The organism is Pseudomonas sp. WSY_20 (genome assembly GCF_043104335.1).
Lineage (GTDB): Bacteria > Pseudomonadota > Gammaproteobacteria > Pseudomonadales > Pseudomonadaceae > Aquipseudomonas > Aquipseudomonas parafulva_B.
In genome coordinates this window covers 14,805-32,673 of the sequence record NZ_JBICKP010000065.1, presented here as the reverse complement: position 1 = coordinate 32,673, position 17,869 = coordinate 14,805, and the positions used below count along the sequence as shown (strand labels likewise).

The window sequence follows — 17,869 nt, the reverse complement described above, 5'->3', positions numbered from 1 at the left end:
ATTAACCGGTCACCAGGTTCTGCGCCCTGCCTGCCGCCCAGCAGGCAATGTTCTCAAGCGTCGTCTGGGCAATGGCCTGCAAGGCCTCATGGGTGAGGAAGGCTTGATGGGCCGTGACGATCACATTCGGGAATGTCAGCAGGCGGGCCAGCACATCGTCCTGCAGGGGCAGGTCCGAGCGGTCTTCGAAGAATACTTTGGCTTCTTCTTCGTAAACGTCCAGGCCCAGGTAGCCCAGCTGGCCGCTCTTGAGCGCATCGAGCAGTGCCGGCGTATCGACCAGCGCCCCGCGTCCGGTGTTGATGAGCATGGCGCCAGGTTGCAGGTGGACCAGGCTCTGGGCATTGATCAGGTGCCGGGTGCCTGGCGTCAACGGGCAGTGCAGGCTGATGATGCGTGCCTGGCTCAGCAACGCTGGCAAACTCATGTAGCGCGCGCCCAAGGCCTCGAGCTGCGGGTCGGGGCAGGGGTCGTAGGCCAGCAGTTGGCAGCCGAAGCCGGCCATGATGCGTGCGAAGGCCGCGCCGATCTGGCCGGTGCCGACGACCCCGACGGTCTTGCCATGCAAGTCGAAACCGGTCAGCCCGTGCAAGGTGAAATCGCCTTCACGCGTGCGGTTGTAGGCCCGGTGCAAGCGCCGATTGAGCGCCAGTATCAGCGCCACGGCGTGCTCGGCCACGGCTTGGGGCGAATAGGCCGGTACCCGCACCACATCTATTCCCAGCCGCTGGGCCGCAGCCAGGTCGACATGGTTGTACCCGGCTGAACGCAAGGCCACCAGGCGCGTACCACCGCGCGCCAGGCATTGCAGCACCGCCGCGTCGAGCTCGTCGTTGATGAACGCGCAGACGACCTCGTAGCCCTGGGCCAGCGGCGCGGTATCGGCCGTAAGACGCGCGGACTGAAAATGCAGTGCCAGGCCGCCGCCCACGGCGGCCTGGGTGAAACTCTCCTGGTCATAGTGCTGACTGCTGAACAGCAGGGCGCGCATGGTGGCTCCTTGTGCATAGGCACTGGGTCAGTGGAAAGGGCGGCTGCCCTCAAATACTCAGCCTGGCCTCGGCTGCCAGCCGGCTGATCGCGTTGTCCAGTTCATCGAGCGCCTCCCCAGCCAAGGGGCTGTCCTGCTTGAGCAGGGTCTCGCTGCGTTGGCACGCGGCACGCAGCTGAGGCACGCCGCAATAGCGAGAAGCGCCGTTGAGCCGGTGCACCTGCTCGATGAGCGTACGACGGTCATGCGCTTGACGTGCATCCCGAATAGCGGCGCGGTCATCTTCCAGCGAGGCCAGCAACATGCTCAGCATGTCGGCGGCCAGATCGGCTTTGCCTGCCGCCAGGCGCAGGCCTTCGTCATGGTCGAGCACCTTCAACTCGTCAGGCCCGGTGGGCAGGCTCGCCGGCATCTGCGGCGACAAGCCAAGGCTCAGCCCAGTCCACTTCATCACCACCTGTGCCAGTTGCCGCTCGCTGATCGGCTTGGTCAGGTAGTCGTCCATGCCGCCATGGAGCAAGGCGCGTTTTTCATTGGCCATTGCGTGGGCGGTCAGTGCAACGATTGGCAACGGGTTGCCGCTCTGGGTGTTTTCCCAGCGGCGAATTTGCTCGGTGCAGGCGCGTCCGTCCATGCCGGGCATCTGCACGTCCATCAGTACCAGGTCGAACGGTTCGCTCTGCACGGCCTGTACCGCCGCGTAACCATTGTCGACAGCCGTCACCCGGGCGCCCAGGTCCTCCAGCAGAGTCTGCACCAGCAAGAGGTTGGCCGCGTTGTCATCCACGCACAGCACCTTGGGCTGGCGCTGCTGGCCCACCATGGCGCTGACCTCGCCCTGCAACCGGCGGGGCTGGACCATTTCCAGCAGCAGGCGGCGCAGCTTGCGCGTGCACGATGGCTTGGACAGCAGTTGGCCGTGGCCATTGGACAGGTAAGGGTGATAGAGCGCCTGCTCGGTCGTGGGGCACAGCACCACGCACTGGCAATGATGCCGCTCCAGGTGCTGGTAATACTGACCCAGCTGTTCGGGTGCCAGGGAGCCTACGTTGGCGCCCAGCACGGCGAAGTCGAACGGCTGCCCCGCCTGGCTGGCAGCTTGCACCGCCTGCAGCAGTTGCTCGTAGGAGGTAAAGACACAGACGCTCAAACCGCAGTCCTGCAACTGGTGCTCCAGGGCCTGCCGCGCCAGTGCATGGCCATCGACGATGGCGGCGCGACGGCCGAGCAAGGGCTGCAGAGGCAGCTCCTCGGCATCGTCGTGCGCCTTGGGCAGGTTGAGGCTGATCCAGAACTGCGAACCTTCGCCAGGGGTGCTATCGACGCCGATTTCGCCGCCCATCTGCTCGATCAGGCGCTTGGAGATCACCAGCCCCAGGCCGGTGCCGCCTGGCTGGCGGGCCAAGGAGTTGTCAGCCTGGCTGAAGGCCTGGAACAGCGTGCGTACATCTTGAGGCGACAGGCCAATGCCGGTGTCCTGGACACTGATGCGCAACTGGGCGCTGTCCTCGTGCTCGTCTTCGAGCATGGCGCGCACGACGATGGTGCCTTCGCGGGTGAACTTGATCGCGTTGCTGACCAGGTTGGTGAGGATCTGCTTGAGGCGCAGCGGGTCACCGATCAGCGAGGAGGGCGTATCGCGGTAGATCAGGCACAGCAGCTCAAGCTGCTTGGCATGGGCGGCCGGTGCCAGGATGGTCAGGGTGTCCTGGATCAGGTCGCGCAGGTTGAAGGGGATGCTGTCGAGCACCAGCTTGCCTGCTTCTATCTTTGAGAAATCGAGGATCTCGTTGATGATCCCGAGCAAATTGTCGGCTGACTTCTCGATGGTGTTCAGGTAGTCCACCTGGCGGGGCATCAGCTCGCTTTTCTGCAGCAGGTGGGTAAAGCCCAGAATGCCGTTGAGCGGCGTGCGGATTTCATGGCTCATGTTGGCCAAAAATTCCGACTTGATGCGGCTGGCTTCCAGGGCTTCCTTGCGGGCCATGTCCAGCTCGATGTTCTGGATTTCGATGGTTTCCAGGTTCTGCCGGACATCCTCGGTGGCCTGGTCGATGCTGTGCTGCAGCTCTTCGTGGGCACTGTGCAGGGTCTCGGCCATGCGGTTGATGCCGCGGGCCAGTTCGTCCAGCTCGTGACTGCCCATGGCCGGCAGGCGTTCCTCGAGGTGGCCGTCCTTGAGCTGGTTGACCGCATGCTTGATGCGCTCGATCGGCGTGTTGATGGCACGGCTCATGCGCAGGGCCAGCAGCCCACTGACCACCAGGCAGGCCAGGATCAGAAGCAGCGTGGTGAACAGGTTGCGGTAGCCGCGCAGCAAGGTGCCGTCATGGGACAGCTCGATTTCCACCCAGCCCAGCAAGCGTTCGGCTTCGGCAGGCACGGCATCGGTGGCCAGGTCACGGTGGTGGCCGAACACTGGCATCAGGTAACGAGTGGCGTCGTTGCCACTGCGTTGCAGCAACTGGGTACCGCTGCCGCCGCTGGGCGGTTGGTTGAGCATGCTCGGGCCGGCATGGGCCAGCCGACTACGGTCCGGTGTCAGGAAGGCGACCGCGCGTACGTCGGCCTGTTCGAGGGTTTGCGCGGCAATGCGCTCCAGTTGTGCAGGCGCCTTGCGGGCCATGGCCGGGGCTGCCAGCGGCGCCAGCTGCTCGGCCAGCATCTTGCCCCGTTGCAGCAGTTGCGTGCGCAGGTCGCTCTGTTGCAACCAGGTGAAGTAGCTGCCCAGCACCACTGCCATCAACCCGGCTGGCAGCAGCGCCAGCAACAGCACGCGGCTGCGAATTCCCAAACGATCGAGCACACTCGCCTCCTGTCAATGTGCCTGGATGCCGCCCTGCAAGGCGGCCAAGCGGGGACGTTACTCCCCCTCGCCAGCCATTGCACGCGTTAAGTCCGTACGCAGGTGCAGCACCGGCGGTGGCATGTGGCGCCGTGCATGGGCAAGGCACTGCACGGGCTTTATAGCCTGTAGCTATATGCACCACAGATTGCGTGATATGGCGAAGCGGGGTTTGCCGGTATGATGGGCGCCCCCGCCGTCCGGATTGTGAAAGACACCATGACCTTGCAGTATCCAACCATCGCCGATTGCGTCGGCAATACGCCCCTGGTTCGCCTGCAGCGCCTGGCTGGCCAGACCAGCAATACCTTGCTGCTCAAGCTCGAGGGCAACAATCCTGCCGGCTCGGTCAAGGACCGTCCCGCGCTGTCGATGATCGCCCGTGCCGAATCGCGCGGCCAGATCAAGCCTGGCGATACGCTGATCGAAGCCACCTCCGGCAACACCGGCATCGCGTTGGCCATGGCAGCGGCAATCAAGGGTTACAAGATGATCCTGATCATGCCCGACAACTCCACGGCCGAACGCAAGGCGGCGATGGCAGCCTACGGCGCCGAGCTGATCCTGGTGACCAAGGAAGAGGGCATGGAAGGGGCACGCGATCTGGCTCAGCAGCTGGAAGCCGATGGCCGTGGCGTGGTGCTCGACCAATTCGCCAACGGTGACAACCCGATGGCGCACTACACCAGCACCGGCCCGGAAATCTGGCAGCAGACCCAGGGGCGCGTTACCCACTTCATCAGTTCCATGGGCACCACCGGGACCATCATGGGGTGCTCGCAGTACCTCAAGGAGCAGAATCCGGCGGTGCAGATCGTCGGCTTGCAGCCGATGGAAGGCGCGGCCATTCCGGGTATTCGCCGCTGGCCCCAGCAATACCTGCCAAAAATTTTCGACGCCGCCCGGGTCGATCGCATTGTCGACATGTCCCAGGACGAGGCCGAACAGACCATGCGCAGGCTTGCCCGTGAAGAGGGCATTTTCTGCGGCGTGTCTTCCGGTGGTGCAGTCGCCGCCATGCTGCGCCTGTCCCAGGAAGTGGAAAATGCCACCTTGGTGGCCATCATCTGCGACCGCGGCGACCGTTACCTGTCCACTGGCCTGTTCGATCCGAGCTAAATGTCCAAGAAGAAAACCAACAGCGGCCTGCGCTTTCAGCCAGCCGGTGGCAATCGTAGCCCCCAGATTCCCGTGGGCAAGAAGCAACGCCTGGTCATCAAGCGCCTGTCAGGGGACGGTCGCGGCATTGCTTTCCATGAAGGGCGCACCTGGTTCGTCACTGGCGCCCTGGCAGGCGAAGAGGTCGAGTCGAGGGTGCTCAATGCCCGTGGCAAAGTCGTCGAAGCGCGGCTTGAACGGGTGCTCCAGGCCAGTCCCGAGCGCCGCGAAGCCCCTTGCAAATACTACGGCCAGTGCGGGGGGTGCAACCTTCAACACCTGCCCCATGAGGCTCAGCTAGCGCTCAAGCAGCGCACCCTGGCCGAGCAACTGCAACGGGTGGCCGGTGTGCAGCCCGAGCAATGGGCCGCGCCCTTGACCGGGGCCGCTTTCGGCTACCGTCGCCGCGCCCGTGTGGCCGTGCGCTGGGACCCCAAGACCCGCCAGTTGGCAGTCGGTTTCAGGGCGCAGGCCAGTCAGGACATCGTTGCCATCGATGATTGCCTGGTGCTGGTCCAGCCCTTGCAGTCGATCCTGCGTCATTTGCCCACGGTGCTGCGCTCGTTGGCCAAGCCCCAGGCGCTGGGCCATGTGGAGCTGTTCAGCGGCACGGCCGAGGCAGTGCTGGTGCGTCATGTCGCGCCGTTGCCGGCCGAAGATGTCGCACGCTTGCAGGCGTTCTGCGCCGAGGCCAGCGCGCAGTTGTGGCTGCAGGGTGAAGGCGAGCCGCAGCCGGTGGATGCCACCGGGCCGCTGGGTTTCGACCTGGCGCCCTGGCAGCTGCAACTGGCCTGGCGCCCCGGCGACTTCGTGCAGGTCAACGCCCAGGTCAATACCGCTATGATCGAGCAGGCCTTGGCCTGGCTCGCTCCGCAGCCTGAAGAGCGGGTACTGGACCTGTTCTGCGGCCTGGGCAATTTTGCCTTGCCGCTGGCACGGCATGCCCGTGAGGTGGTGGCGGTAGAAGGCGTACAGGCCATGGTCGATCGTGCGGCGGCCAATGCCCGCAGCAACGATGTGCATAACGCGCAGTTTTTTCAGGCCGATTTATCGCAGCCGTTGACGGGCATGGAATGGGCCGCCGAGGGCTTTTCTGCGGTACTCTTGGACCCACCGCGCGACGGTGCATGGGAGGTGGTGCAGGGCATCGCCCGTCTTGGGGCCAAGCGGCTGGTCTATGTATCGTGCAACCCGGCCACGCTGGCGCGAGACGCCCAGGTGCTGGTCGGGCAGGGGTACCGGTTAACAAGGGCCGGGATTCTCGACATGTTTCCTCAAACGGCGCATGTCGAAGCCATGGCGTTATTCGAAGTGGGCTAGCCAGCTGGCCCCTTGGTGCGGCTTCCAGGGAATGGCAGCCGTGCGGTGATTGCCAGTGCACCCGCAGGGTGCGCTGTATGGAAAGGTAAAACAAAGATGGTACAGGTGAGAGTGCACCAGCCGGTCAATACCGACGGCAGTATCAATCTCGAAGCGTGGTTGGACCATGTGGTCAGCGTCGATTCGGCGCTCGACCGCGCAGCGCTCAAAGAGGCCTGCGAGTTTGCCCAGGAAGTCGAGAAGAAGGGCAACCCGGCCAAGCATTCCTGGGCCGATGGTACGTCGAGCTATCAGGCAGGTCTTGAGATTGCCGAGATTCTCGCGGACCTCAAGCTCGACCAGGATTCCCTGGTAGCGGCGGTCATCTACCGCGCTGTGCGAGAAGGCAAGGTCACCCTGGCCGAAGTCAGCCAGCGCTTCGGGCCGGTCGTGTCCAAGCTGATCGATGGCGTGCTGCGCATGGCTGCGATCAGTGCCAGTCTCAGCCCCCGTCAGTCGCTGGTGCTCGGCTCTCAGGCGCAGGTCGAGAACCTGCGCAAGATGCTGGTGGCGATGGTCGACGACGTTCGCGTGGCGTTGATCAAGCTGGCCGAACGCACCTGTGCCATTCGAGCGGTCAAGGCCGCTGATGACGAGAAACGCCTGCGGGTGGCGCGGGAAGTGTTCGACATCTACGCCCCCCTGGCCCACCGTCTGGGTATCGGGCATATCAAGTGGGAACTGGAAGACCTTTCGTTCCGCTACCTCGAGCCCGAACAGTACAAGCAGATCGCCAAGCTGTTGCACGAGCGTCGCCTGGACCGTGAACGCTTTATCAGCGATGTCATGAACCAGTTGCAGAACGAACTGCTGGCCACCGGGGTGAAGGCGGACATCAGTGGCCGCGCCAAACACATCTACTCGATCTGGCGCAAGATGCAGCGCAAGGGCCTGGAATTCAGCCAGATCTACGACGTGCGCGCCGTGCGGGTGCTGGTCCCCGAGATACGCGACTGCTACACCGCCCTGGGTATCGTGCACACCTTGTGGCGTCACATCCCCAAGGAATTCGACGACTACATCGCCAACCCCAAGGAAAACGGCTACCGCTCCCTGCATACGGCGGTAATCGGCCCGGAGGGCAAGGTGCTGGAAGTGCAAATCCGCACCCACGGCATGCACGAGGAAGCGGAGCTTGGCGTCTGCGCCCACTGGCGATACAAGGGCACCGACGTCAAGCCCAGCTCGAACCACTACGAAGAAAAGATTTCCTGGCTGCGCCAGGTGCTGGAGTGGCATGAAGAGCTGGGCGACATCGGGGGCCTGGCCGAGCAACTGCGGGTCGACATCGAGCCCGACCGGGTGTACGTGTTCACCCCGGACGGTCACGCCATCGACCTGCCAAAAGGGGCGACGCCCCTGGACTTCGCCTATCGGGTGCACACCGAGATCGGCCACAACTGCCGGGGCGCCAAGATCAACGGGCGCATCGTGCCGCTCAACTACAGCCTGCAGACCGGCGAGCAGGTCGAAATCATCACCAGCAAGCACGGTAACCCGAGCCGTGACTGGCTGAACTCGAACCTAGGCTATGTCACCACTTCGCGCGCGCGGGCCAAGATCGTGCACTGGTTCAAGCTGCAGGCGCGCGACCAGAACGTTGCCGCCGGCAAGACGCTGCTCGAACGTGAGCTCAGCCGGCTGGGCCTGCCGCAGGTCGACTTCGAGCGCCTGGCCGAGAAGACCAACGTCAAGACGGCCGAGGACATGTTTGCGTCCCTGGGCGCTGGGGACCTGCGCCTGGCGCATCTGGTCAATGCGGCGCAACAGCTGCTCGAGCCTGAGCGCATCGAGCAGATCGAGCTGGTGCCGCGCAAGCCCAGCGGGCCGCGTGGGGGCAAGCGTGGCGACATTCAGATCCAGGGCGTGGGCAACCTGCTGACGCAGATGGCCGGTTGCTGCCAGCCGTTGCCTGGCGATGCCATCGTCGGCTACATCACCCAGGGTCGCGGTGTGAGCATCCACCGCCAGGATTGCGCCTCGGTGTTGCAGCTGGCCGGCAAAGAGCCGGAGCGCATGATCCAGGTCAGCTGGGGGCCGATTCCGGTACAGACTTACCCGGTCGATATCATCATCCGTGCCTATGATCGCCCCGGTTTGCTGCGCGATGTGTCGCAGGTGCTGCTCAACGAGAAGATCAACGTGCTGGCGGTCAATACCCGCTCGAACAAGGAAGACAACACGGCGCTGATGTCGCTGACCATCGAGATCCCCGGTTTGGATGCCCTTGGGCGCTTACTGGGGCGTATCTCGCAGTTGCCGAACATCATCGAGACACGGCGTAATCGTACGCCCTGAATCCCGCGTGCACGATTCGCGGGCATCCCGCCCCTTAGGGGCCGGTTTGCCCGCCAAGCCCGACCGTCAAGGACTTGCCTGAATGACCTACACCCTCCAGGACCTGCTCCACCTCATGGCCCGCTTGCGCGACCCGCAATACGGCTGCCCTTGGGACCTGAAGCAGGACTATGCCAGCATCGTCCCACACACCCTCGAAGAAGCCTACGAGGTGGCGGACACCATCGAGCGCGGCGATTTCGAGGACTTGCAAGGCGAGCTGGGCGATCTGCTGTTCCAGGTGGTCTACTACAGCCAACTTGCCCGGGAGGAGGGCCGTTTCGCGTTCGACGGCGTGGTGGACGGCATCACCCGCAAGCTCATTCGTCGACACCCCCATGTCTTTCCAACCGGGGACCTGTATGCGCCGCTGGAGACGCCCAGCCTGAGCGATGCGCAGGTCAAGTCACGCTGGGAAGAAATCAAGGCGCAGGAGCGGGCGCAGAAAAGCCGTCCAGAACAGCTGTCATTGCTCGACGATGTGCCAACGGCATTGCCTGCCTTGTCCCGGGCGGCCAAACTGCAAAAGCGTGCGGCCACCGTCGGGTTCGACTGGCCCGAGGTCTTGCCGGTTGTGGACAAGGTGCGTGAGGAACTCGACGAAGTGTTGCAGGCCATGGCCGACGGGGACAGCGATGCGCTGGAAGATGAAGTCGGTGACTTGCTGTTCGCGGTAGTCAACCTGGCGCGTCACTTGAAGCATGACCCCGAAAACGCCTTGCGCCGAGCCAATCGTAAGTTCGAGCGACGTTTTCGCTTTATCGAGCAGGCGTTGCGTGACAGCGGCACTGCCATTGAAGACTGTAACCTTGATGCGCTGGACACCCTTTGGGGTGAAGCCAAGCGTCAGGAAAAGAACCTGCCCAGCTGCGGCTGAGCTGTTGCATAAGTGAGTGAACATTCATGAGCCTTTCCCTTCGCGACCAATTGCTCAAAGCCGGGCTGGTCAACCAGAAACAGGTTTCTCAGGCCAACAAGGCTGAAAAGAAACAGAAGCGCCTGGAGCACAAAGGCCAGGTCGAGGTGGACGATACCCAGCAGCGGCTGGCCAAGGAAGCCATGGCCGAAAAGGCCAAGCGTGACCAGGCGCTCAACCGTGAACAGCAGGAAAAAGCCGAGAAGAAGGCACGCGCCGCGCAGATCAAGCAACTGATCGAAGCGACCCGCCTGCCCAAGCTCACGACCGAGGATTACTACAACTTCGTCGACGACAAGAAGGTCAAGCGTATCGCGGTCAATGCCCTGATGCGCAGCAAATTGAGCCATGGTGCGCTGGCGGTGGTGTCCTACGGGGGCGGTTATGAGGTCATTCCCCGCGAGGCGGCCGTCAAGATCCAGGAACGCGACCCGGGCCGGGTATTGCTGCTCAATACCCATGTCGAGGAAGCCGACGACGACGATCCGTATGCGGCGTACAAGATCCCTGACGATCTGATGTGGTAATGCTGCAAGGCCCTGTCTGAACGTCCACCGGGTGGTCAGGGCCGCATTGTGCGGCGATGGGCCGCAAGGCGGCCCCTGGCGCCATAACGGGTATTCACGTCACGGTTTTCTGAAGATCGCTGTCACTGTGTGGTGCGCTGCTTTTCCAGGTCTTCCAGTTCGACACGGTACTGTTGCGCCTCGTGTTCGTTGTGGAACATCCCGACCAACTGGCCCTGCTGGTGCACATCCCAGATCCGCACGCCTGCGGCCAGGCCTTCGTGGGACATTTTCGATTCGTCGCGTTCGGTCACTTGAACTGTCATCGTTAAACTCCACTTTTTCTGGTTGGGTGCGACAGTTTGTCGCACGCCTTATTTATAGAGTTTGTTAGCAGCCTAAGTAAATAAAACGGCCATGAAACAAGTTTCATGTAGCCATGGCATGCCTAGGCCCGACTGCTTTATGCCCGACCAAATAAAAGCCCCGCACGGTGCGGGGCTTGGTGTTGCGTTATGGCTCAACGCCGACAAGCTTGAGTGTCAGTTACCTTTAACCGGCTTGCCATCGACCGTGCCGTCCTGCAGGACGATCACGTATTCCTTGCCATCGGTTTCCACTTGGCGCAATTGCACCAGCAAGTAGTCCCAGTTCTTGGCAAACCACAGCTCGGTGATGCGCTTGCTCTGGCTTGGATCACGCACACGTTCGACCTTGACGGCATCCACCTGGCCGGTCTTGGTGGTGACTTTCTCAGTACCCAGTACGCGGAAGTCATAGGTGTCGATCTCGTCACCATCGACCACCTGGTAGGTCATGCTCTTCTTGCCAGCGGCAACATCGTGCTGCAGCGCCAGCTGATAGGACGACTTGTCGAGCACCCCACGGTTGAGCGGCAGGGTGATGGCATCGCCACGATCGCTGCCGGTCACTTTCTTGGCAGCCCAGTCGAAGTTCAGGTCGACCTTTTTGGCCTTGCCAAGACCGCCGCGCTCGAAGTGGTAACGCTGCGGCAGCAAGGTGTCGTTATCCAGGCGCAGCGAGCTTTGCTCGGTCAGGCTGGCGATCATCATCGACGCTTTGAAGTTCAGATCCCAGGTACCATCGGCATTCTTGACCAGGCTACGTTCGGCGGTACCGCTCATGGGCAGTTGCTTCCAGTCGGCGGTGTAGCTGGCCGAAAACGGCTTCAGGTCTGCTGCCTGGAGGGGCAGGGCAAGCACGGCAAGAGCCAAGAGCAGGGCACGACGCATAGTATCTCCTAGGATCGAATCAAATGACCGCTGGCCGACAGGGGCTGGCCATCCAGTAATGCACCTTGTTCGCCAAGACGCAAGCGGCCGTTGGCGAACCAGTGAACAGCCATTGGGTAGATGACGTGTTCCTGTGCGTGAACCCGCTGAGCCAGGCTTTGGACCGTGTCATCGGGTGCCACCGGCACGACAGCCTGTACGACCAACGGGCCCCCATCGAGTTCCTCGGTGACAAAGTGAACACTGCACCCGTGCTCGACATCCCCTGCTTCCAGGGCGCGTCTATGGGTGTGCAACCCTTTGTAGCGAGGCAGCAGCGAAGGGTGGATGTTGAGCAGGCGACCTTGGTAGTGGCGCACGAAGTCGCCACTGAGGATACGCATGAAACCCGCCAGTACCACCAGGTCCGGAGCGAACCCATCGATACAGGCCACCAGGGCCGCATCGAAGGCTTCGCGGCCCTCGAAGCCGGTATGGTCAAGGACCGCGGTGTCGATACCGGCAGCGGCTGCACGCTGCAGCCCGTAGGCATCGGCGCGGTTGGAGATGACCGCGCCGATGCGCACGGCGCTGTCCGGGATGGCGCAGCTGTCGATCAGCGCTTGCAGGTTGCTGCCGGAACCCGACAGCAATACCACCACATTGCAGGACTTGCTCGGCATCAGTGCGCCTTGAGGTTCTGCAGCTCGACCTGGGCAGCGCCCTCTGCGGCCTCGGTGATGTGGCCGATGACCCAAGGCTGTTCACCGGCGTTGCGCAGTTCGCTCAGGGCGGTTTCGACCTGGTCCTGGCCTACGCAGATCACCATGCCCACGCCGCAGTTGAGCACGCGGTGCATTTCATGCTCGTCGACGTTGCCCTTTTCCTGCAGGAAATCGAAGACGGCTGGGCGCTTCCAGCTGGCCACGTCGATGACCGCCTGGGCATTGGCCGGCAGTACGCGCGGGATATTGTCCAGCAGCCCGCCACCGGTGATGTGGGCCATGGCCTTGACCGCGCCGGTGTTCTTGATCAGTTGCAGCAGCGGCTTGACGTAGATGCGCGTTGGCGCCATCAGCAGTTCGGTCAGCGGCTGGCCGTCGAGCTGGGTGCTTTCGACGTCTGTGCCCGAGACTTCGAGGATCTTGCGGATCAGCGAGTAACCGTTGGAGTGCGGGCCCGAGGATGGCAGGGCGATGAGCGCATCGCCGGTGGCCACGCGCGAGCCGTCGATGATTTCGGCCTTCTCCACCACGCCTACGCAGAAGCCTGCCAGGTCGTAGTCTTCACCTTCGTACATGCCCGGCATCTCGGCCGTTTCGCCGCCGACCAGCGAGCAGCCTGCCAGTTCGCAACCTGCGCCGATACCGGTGACCACGGTAGCCGCCACGTCCACGTTGAGCTTGCCGGTGGCATAGTAGTCCAGGAAGAACAGCGGCTCGGCACCGCAGACCACCAGGTCGTTCACGCACATGGCGACCAGGTCCTGGCCGATGCTGTCGTGCTTGTTCAGGTTCAGCGCCAGGCGCAGCTTGGTGCCCACGCCGTCGGTGCCGGAGACCAGCACCGGCTGCTTGTAGCCAGCCGGGATCTCGCAAAGGGCGCCGAAGCCGCCCAGGCCACCCATGACTTCAGGGCGTGCGGTGCGTTTTGCCACGCCCTTGATGCGTTCGACCAGTGCTTCGCCGGCGTCGATGTCTACACCGGCGTCCTTGTAGCTCAGGGAGGGTTGCTTGCTCATTGATCCAGGCCTTTAGGAGGGAGGGATTCGTAAAAACGACCCTGACGGCAAGGGCCGGCAGCCATGCAGCGGCTAACCGTGACATCAGTGGTCTGTGAAGGCGCGCGATTTTATCAGGGTTGCCGTGCAGCGGCCATCCTCCGGCCGACGGGCAGGTGAATTTAGGGCTCTCGCCGGTGCAAGATCGCCAGAAGCCTGGCCTTGCCGGTGCTACCTTTAACCGTGCCGCTTGAGGTATGAGTGCTGAAGCTTGAAACTCGCCGTTCCAGAGCACAAGGACACAACGATGCGCTTGTTCACTACTTGGGTCATGGGATGTCTGTGGTTGATCGCAGGGGCGGCCCAGGCCGAGAACGTCTCCGGCCTTTATCAGGTGCGCGAGCCGGTGGCCGGGCAGGGCGCCGAGGCGCGTGCGGCGGCGACCAGCCAGGCCTTCGACACCCTCGTGCTGCGCCTGACCGGCAACCCCAAGGCCGTGCAGAACCCGGCGCTGGCCGCATTGCGCAAGGATCCGCAACCGATCGTCAACCAGGTGGGCAGCGACGCAGGGCCACCCGAAACCGTCCGGGTCGAGTTCGACCCTGGCAGCACCGAACGTGCCCTGCGCAAGGCGGGCCTCAGTCTGTGGGGCAGCAATCGCCCGTCGATTCTGGGTTGGTGGCTCGTCGAGAGTGTTGACGGCACTAGCCTGGTAGGGGACGGCCAGCCTAGCGCCCAGCCGTTGCGGCGCGCGGCCCGTCACCGGGGCTTGCCGCTGCGTCTGCCGCTGGCCGATCTGCAGGAGCAACTGGTGGCCGACGCCAAGCATATCGAAGCCAAGGATCCTGGGCCGCTGCGTGAGGTCTCCCAGCGCTACGGCGCCGATGCCGTGTTGGCCGTGCACGCCCAGGAGATCGACGGCAAATGGCAAGGCAAATGGCAATTGTGGCTGGGCGAGGGGCGCGAGCAGGGCAGTGTCGAAGGAGCGGACCCGGCAGCGCTGGCCGACGCCGTGATGCTTGCCGTGAGCACGCGGCTGGCACCGCGCTACGTAACGCGTCCCGGGGCCAGTGGTCAGGTGCAGATGCAGGTCCAGGGCATGAACCTGCCGCGCTACGCTGAGCTGGCCCGGGTGCTGGAGTCCTACGGCGCGCAGTTGAAGCGGGTCGACGGCGACGTGCTGATCTATTCGGTCACCGCCAGCCGCGAACAACTCCGGGCTCAGCTGGCATTGGCCAAGCTCAGGGAAGTCCCAGCCGAGCAGGCACCTGCGCCGCAGGTGACCCCGGGGCCATTGGGTACGTCCCCAGACGGGACATCGGTGTCGCCTGCGGCCGCCACCAAACCGTTCGATGGCTTGCGCTTTAGTTGGTAAGAGGGTCGTTCATGACTGACATGCGTCGTTGGATCTGGCTGGGCGTGGCATTGATCGCTATCGCCCTGCTCTATAGCCTGCACAATATTCTCACGCCGTTTCTGGTCGGCATTCTGCTGGCGTACCTGGCCGACCCGCTGGTCGATCGCCTGGAGCGCCTGGGTTTGTCGCGGACCTGGGGCGTAGTGGTGGTGTTCGGGCTGTTCACGCTGCTGATGCTTGCACTGTTGCTTGTGCTCATCCCCATGTTGGCCAAGCAGTTGGTGCGCCTGTACGCGCTGGCGCCGCAGATGCTTGACTGGCTCGAACATGTCGCCTTGCCATGGGTGCAGGGGCGTCTGGGCCTTGCCGACGGGTTCTGGAAATTCGACAAGATCAAAGCGGCCATCGGCGCGCACATGGGGCAAACCACCGATATCGTCAGCATGCTCTTGTCCCAGGCAACGGCCTCCAGCCTGGCGTTAATGGCCTGGGTGGCCAACATGGTGCTGATCCCCGTGGTCGGGTTCTACCTGTTGCGTGACTGGGACTTGATGATGGCCAAGTTGCGCAGCTTGTTGCCGCGCCAGAGGGAGCCACAAATCGTTGGCCTGGCCAGCGAGTGCCATGAGGTGCTGGGTGCGTTCGTGCGTGGGCAACTGCTGGTGATGGTCGCGTTGGGCATCATCTATTCGGCAGGCTTGATGCTGGTGGGGCTTGAACTGGGGTTGTTGATCGGCATGCTGGCAGGCCTGGCGGCCATCGTCCCGTACATGGGCTTCATCATTGGTATCGGTGCGGCGCTGGTGGCAGGGCTGTTCCAGTTCGGTGGCGATCTGTATCCCATGCTCGGCATCGTCGCGGTCTTCATGGTCGGTCAGGCACTGGAGGGCATGGTGCTGACACCTCTGTTGGTAGGCGACCGGATCGGTTTGCACCCTGTGGCGGTGATCTTCGCCATCCTGGCCGGCGGAGAACTGTTCGGTTTCACAGGCGTGCTGCTCGCGCTTCCGGTGGCGGCGGTCATCATGGTGCTGCTGCGCCACGTGCACGGCTTGTACAAGGAGTCGGACATGTATGCAGGGGATGCGCCGGCTCCCGTCCACCTCGATCCCCCTGCACCCGACCAGCCGTGACAGGCCGGCAGGTGAGCCTCGGTTGCTGCGGCGATAGTGCAACCCATTGATTTTGCTTGGACTCTGCAGCGGCGTCATTGTGCACCCCGCTTGGCAGGTATAGACTTTGCCGATTGTCCACAAAAGGCCCCCAGCGGTCCTGTCGACCGCCCGCGAGCATGAAACCACCGATCCAGTTGCCCCTGGGTGTGCGCCTGCGCGACGACGCCACCTTCATCAACTACTATCCGGGCGCCAATGCCGCTGCGTTGGGGTATGTCGAGCGGCTTTGCGAAGCCGACGCCGGCTGGACCGAGAGCCTCATCTACCTGTGGGGCAAACAAGGCGTGGGCCGCACGCACCTGCTGCAAGCGGCCACCCATCGCTTCCAGCAGCGGGGCGAGCCTGCCGTCTACCTGCCGTTGGCGCAGCTGCTCGAGCGCGGTACCGGTCTTCTGGACTACCTGGCCCAGTACGAGCTGGTGTGCATCGATGACCTGCACGTCATTGCCGGCAAGCCGGACTGGGAGGAGGCCATGTTCCACCTGTTCAACCGCCTGCGCGACAGCGGCCGTCGACTGCTACTGGCAGCCTCCGCTTCCCCGCGGGAATTGCCGGTCAAGCTGCCTGACCTGAAATCCCGTCTTACCCTTGCCCTGGTGTTCCAGATGCGCGGCCTGTCTGACGAAGACAAGCTACGTGCCTTGCAATTGCGGGCATCCAGGCGCGGCCTGCACCTGACCGACGAAGTGGGTCACTTCATCCTCACCCGCGGCGCGCGCAGCATGAGTGCGCTGTTCGATCTGCTGGAACGGCTCGATCAGGCTTCCCTGCAAGCCCAGCGCAAACTCACCATTCCTTTCCTGAAGGAAACCCTCGGCTGGTAAGCCCCTGGAAACACGGGGCCAGAGCCATCCCACGGAAAAGTCACATCTTTTTCGATAAAATTTGCAAATGGAACTTATAGTGGGCATAGTTCCACCCCACTAAAGGATTACAGACACGGTTGTGCCCATGCTCAAGCGCTTCGCACCCCTCGTGCCACTCGCACTCGTGACCCTGCTTTTTGGCTGCGCGGCTCAAGGCCCGGTATCCCAGCCCCAGGATCACACCCCGGTCGCCGTACAGCCGGCGATCAAGGCCAAGGCCTCGTCTTCGCCAGTGTTTGGCGAACCCCAGGAAGTGGCTACCGACGATGAACTGGAGGTCTTCTCCAGCAGCAAGCCCTATCAGTTGCCCGTGCTGGCCGACAGCATTCTGGAGCGCGGCATGTCGTTGATCGGCACCCGCTATCGCTTTGGCGGTACCTCGGAACAGTCCGGCTTCGATTGCAGCGGCTTCATCGGCTACCTGTTCCGCGAGGAGGCAGGCATGACCTTGCCGCGTTCTACTCGCGAGATGATCAACGTCGATGCGCCGAAGGTGGCGCGCAACAAACTCAAGCCAGGCGACTTGCTGTTCTTCAGCACCAATGGCCGTGGCCGTGTCAGCCATGCCGGGATCTACCTGGGCGACAACCAGTTCATCCACTCCAGCAGCCGTCGTAGCGGCGGTGTGCGCATCGATAGCCTCGGTGACCGTTACTGGAGCAAGACCTTCCTTGAGGCCAAACGTGCCTTGGCCATGGCGCCGACTCATATCGCGCGCAACTAATGGCAATCTGATGTGTCCTAACCACGGCGTCGCTGCTTTGCAAAAAAGCTCGACGCCGTGCGTATTTACAGAAAGCGTCTAATCTAATTTCTCAACTCTATCCCGCTGCGGCCCAGCGTTCCCATACAGGATGTTTTGGCCATGACAACGATGGCGCGCTTCGCTTTCATTTCCCTGGCAGCCTTATTGGCGGCCTGCTCGAGCCAACCCCAGGCACCTGCCCCTACACGGGTCGTGCAGCCTCAGGTTACCTATAGCCAACCCAGCTTCTCGCCCACTGCCGATGACGTACTGATTCGCGCCATTGGTCTGGTTGGCACGCCCTACCGCTGGGGCGGCAATACGCCCGATTCGGGTTTCGACTGCAGTGGTCTGATCAAGTACGTCTACCGCGATGCCGCCGGCATCAGCCTGCCGCGCTCCACGCGGGAGATGATCGGCATGCGTGCGCCTACTGTGGATGTGAAATCCTTGCAGTCCGGTGACCTGGTGTTCTTCGCGACCAGTGGCGGTTCGCAGGTGAGCCATGCTGGCATTTACGTAGGGGACGGGCGCTTCGTGCATGCGCCCCGCACCGGCGGTACGGTGCGGTTGGACTATCTGTCAAACAGCTACTGGGCCAAGGCCTACCTGCAGGCCAAGCGGGTCATCCCACAAGGGCACCTGGCCCAGAACCCCTGAGC

At 63.0% G+C, this 17,869-nt stretch carries 16 protein-coding genes; 10 read left to right on the top strand and 6 right to left on the bottom strand.

From position 1 onward, the window contains the following. Position 1: 1 nt before the first annotated feature. Both ACF8E5_RS16000 and ACF8E5_RS15995 read right to left on the bottom strand, forming a co-directional pair. On the bottom strand, positions 2 to 991 hold the full coding sequence (locus ACF8E5_RS16000) for a 2-hydroxyacid dehydrogenase (protein WP_196121681.1): 990 nt from the start codon (positions 989 to 991) through the stop codon (positions 2 to 4). A gap of 49 nt (positions 992 to 1,040) precedes the next feature. Beyond that, positions 1,041 to 3,797, bottom strand: a complete 2,757-nt coding sequence (locus ACF8E5_RS15995) for a response regulator (RefSeq protein ID WP_145256163.1) — start codon at positions 3,795 to 3,797, stop codon at positions 1,041 to 1,043. Positions 3,798 to 4,055: 258 nt separating this feature from the next. Here ACF8E5_RS15995 and cysM point away from each other — a divergent pair, with 258 nt between their 5' ends. The 5 genes from cysM (at position 4,056) to ACF8E5_RS15970 (ending at position 10,133) form a co-directional block, all read left to right on the top strand. Next, positions 4,056 to 4,955, top strand: coding sequence for a cysteine synthase CysM (gene cysM / locus ACF8E5_RS15990; protein WP_058605367.1), 900 nt, complete (start codon positions 4,056 to 4,058; stop codon positions 4,953 to 4,955). Further along, the gene (gene rlmD / locus ACF8E5_RS15985) at positions 4,956 to 6,314 is read left to right on the top strand and encodes a 23S rRNA (uracil(1939)-C(5))-methyltransferase RlmD (protein ID WP_392475529.1); all 1,359 of its coding nucleotides are present in this window, start codon (positions 4,956 to 4,958) and stop codon (positions 6,312 to 6,314) included. It begins immediately after the preceding gene. A 96-nt stretch (positions 6,315 to 6,410) separates the two neighbouring features. After that, complete coding sequence (relA, locus tag ACF8E5_RS15980; protein ID WP_058605345.1) at positions 6,411 to 8,651, top strand: GTP diphosphokinase; 2,241 nt, start codon at positions 6,411 to 6,413, stop codon at positions 8,649 to 8,651. Positions 8,652 to 8,733: 82 nt separating this feature from the next. Next, positions 8,734 to 9,567: a nucleoside triphosphate pyrophosphohydrolase gene (mazG, locus tag ACF8E5_RS15975; protein WP_392475528.1), complete on the top strand. Its 834-nt coding sequence runs from the start codon at positions 8,734 to 8,736 to the stop codon at positions 9,565 to 9,567. Between the two features lie 26 nt (positions 9,568 to 9,593). After that, entirely contained in the window at positions 9,594 to 10,133 is a 540-nt protein-coding gene (locus ACF8E5_RS15970; protein WP_058639492.1) for a DUF2058 domain-containing protein, read from the top strand. A 122-nt stretch (positions 10,134 to 10,255) separates the two neighbouring features. Here ACF8E5_RS15970 and ACF8E5_RS15965 read toward each other — a convergent pair whose 3' ends face one another. The 4 genes from ACF8E5_RS15965 to purM all read right to left on the bottom strand — a co-directional run bounded on the left by ACF8E5_RS15965 (position 10,256) and on the right by purM (position 13,085). Continuing rightward, positions 10,256 to 10,438, bottom strand: coding sequence for a hypothetical protein (locus ACF8E5_RS15965; protein ID WP_023534042.1), 183 nt, complete (start codon positions 10,436 to 10,438; stop codon positions 10,256 to 10,258). A gap of 216 nt (positions 10,439 to 10,654) precedes the next feature. Beyond that, entirely contained in the window at positions 10,655 to 11,365 is a 711-nt protein-coding gene (locus ACF8E5_RS15960) for a DUF3108 domain-containing protein (RefSeq protein ID WP_197843891.1), read from the bottom strand. 8 nt (positions 11,366 to 11,373) lie between these two features. Beyond that, positions 11,374 to 12,027, bottom strand: a complete 654-nt coding sequence (purN, locus tag ACF8E5_RS15955; protein WP_392475527.1) for a phosphoribosylglycinamide formyltransferase — start codon at positions 12,025 to 12,027, stop codon at positions 11,374 to 11,376. Beyond that, entirely contained in the window at positions 12,027 to 13,085 is a 1,059-nt protein-coding gene (gene purM / locus ACF8E5_RS15950; RefSeq protein ID WP_058639489.1) for a phosphoribosylformylglycinamidine cyclo-ligase, read from the bottom strand. The genes purN and purM overlap by 1 nt, the downstream gene beginning before the upstream one ends. 286 nt (positions 13,086 to 13,371) lie before the next feature. Between purM and ACF8E5_RS15945 the strand changes: the two genes are divergently transcribed. The 5 genes from ACF8E5_RS15945 (at position 13,372) to ACF8E5_RS15925 (ending at position 17,867) form a co-directional block, all read left to right on the top strand. Next, positions 13,372 to 14,439: a DUF2066 domain-containing protein gene (locus ACF8E5_RS15945; protein ID WP_392475526.1), complete on the top strand. Its 1,068-nt coding sequence runs from the start codon at positions 13,372 to 13,374 to the stop codon at positions 14,437 to 14,439. Between the two features lie 11 nt (positions 14,440 to 14,450). After that, positions 14,451 to 15,554: an AI-2E family transporter gene (locus ACF8E5_RS15940; RefSeq protein WP_058639487.1), complete on the top strand. Its 1,104-nt coding sequence runs from the start codon at positions 14,451 to 14,453 to the stop codon at positions 15,552 to 15,554. Positions 15,555 to 15,712: 158 nt separating this feature from the next. Then, the gene (gene hda / locus ACF8E5_RS15935) at positions 15,713 to 16,420 is read left to right on the top strand and encodes a DnaA regulatory inactivator Hda (protein WP_027913921.1); all 708 of its coding nucleotides are present in this window, start codon (positions 15,713 to 15,715) and stop codon (positions 16,418 to 16,420) included. A 127-nt stretch (positions 16,421 to 16,547) separates the two neighbouring features. Continuing rightward, a complete protein-coding gene (locus tag ACF8E5_RS15930) occupies positions 16,548 to 17,186 on the top strand; it encodes a C40 family peptidase (protein WP_028686867.1) in 639 nt (212 codons plus the stop codon). Positions 17,187 to 17,327: 141 nt separating this feature from the next. Then, positions 17,328 to 17,867, top strand: coding sequence for a C40 family peptidase (locus ACF8E5_RS15925; protein ID WP_058605353.1), 540 nt, complete (start codon positions 17,328 to 17,330; stop codon positions 17,865 to 17,867). The last annotated feature ends 2 nt before the right edge of the window (positions 17,868 to 17,869 follow it).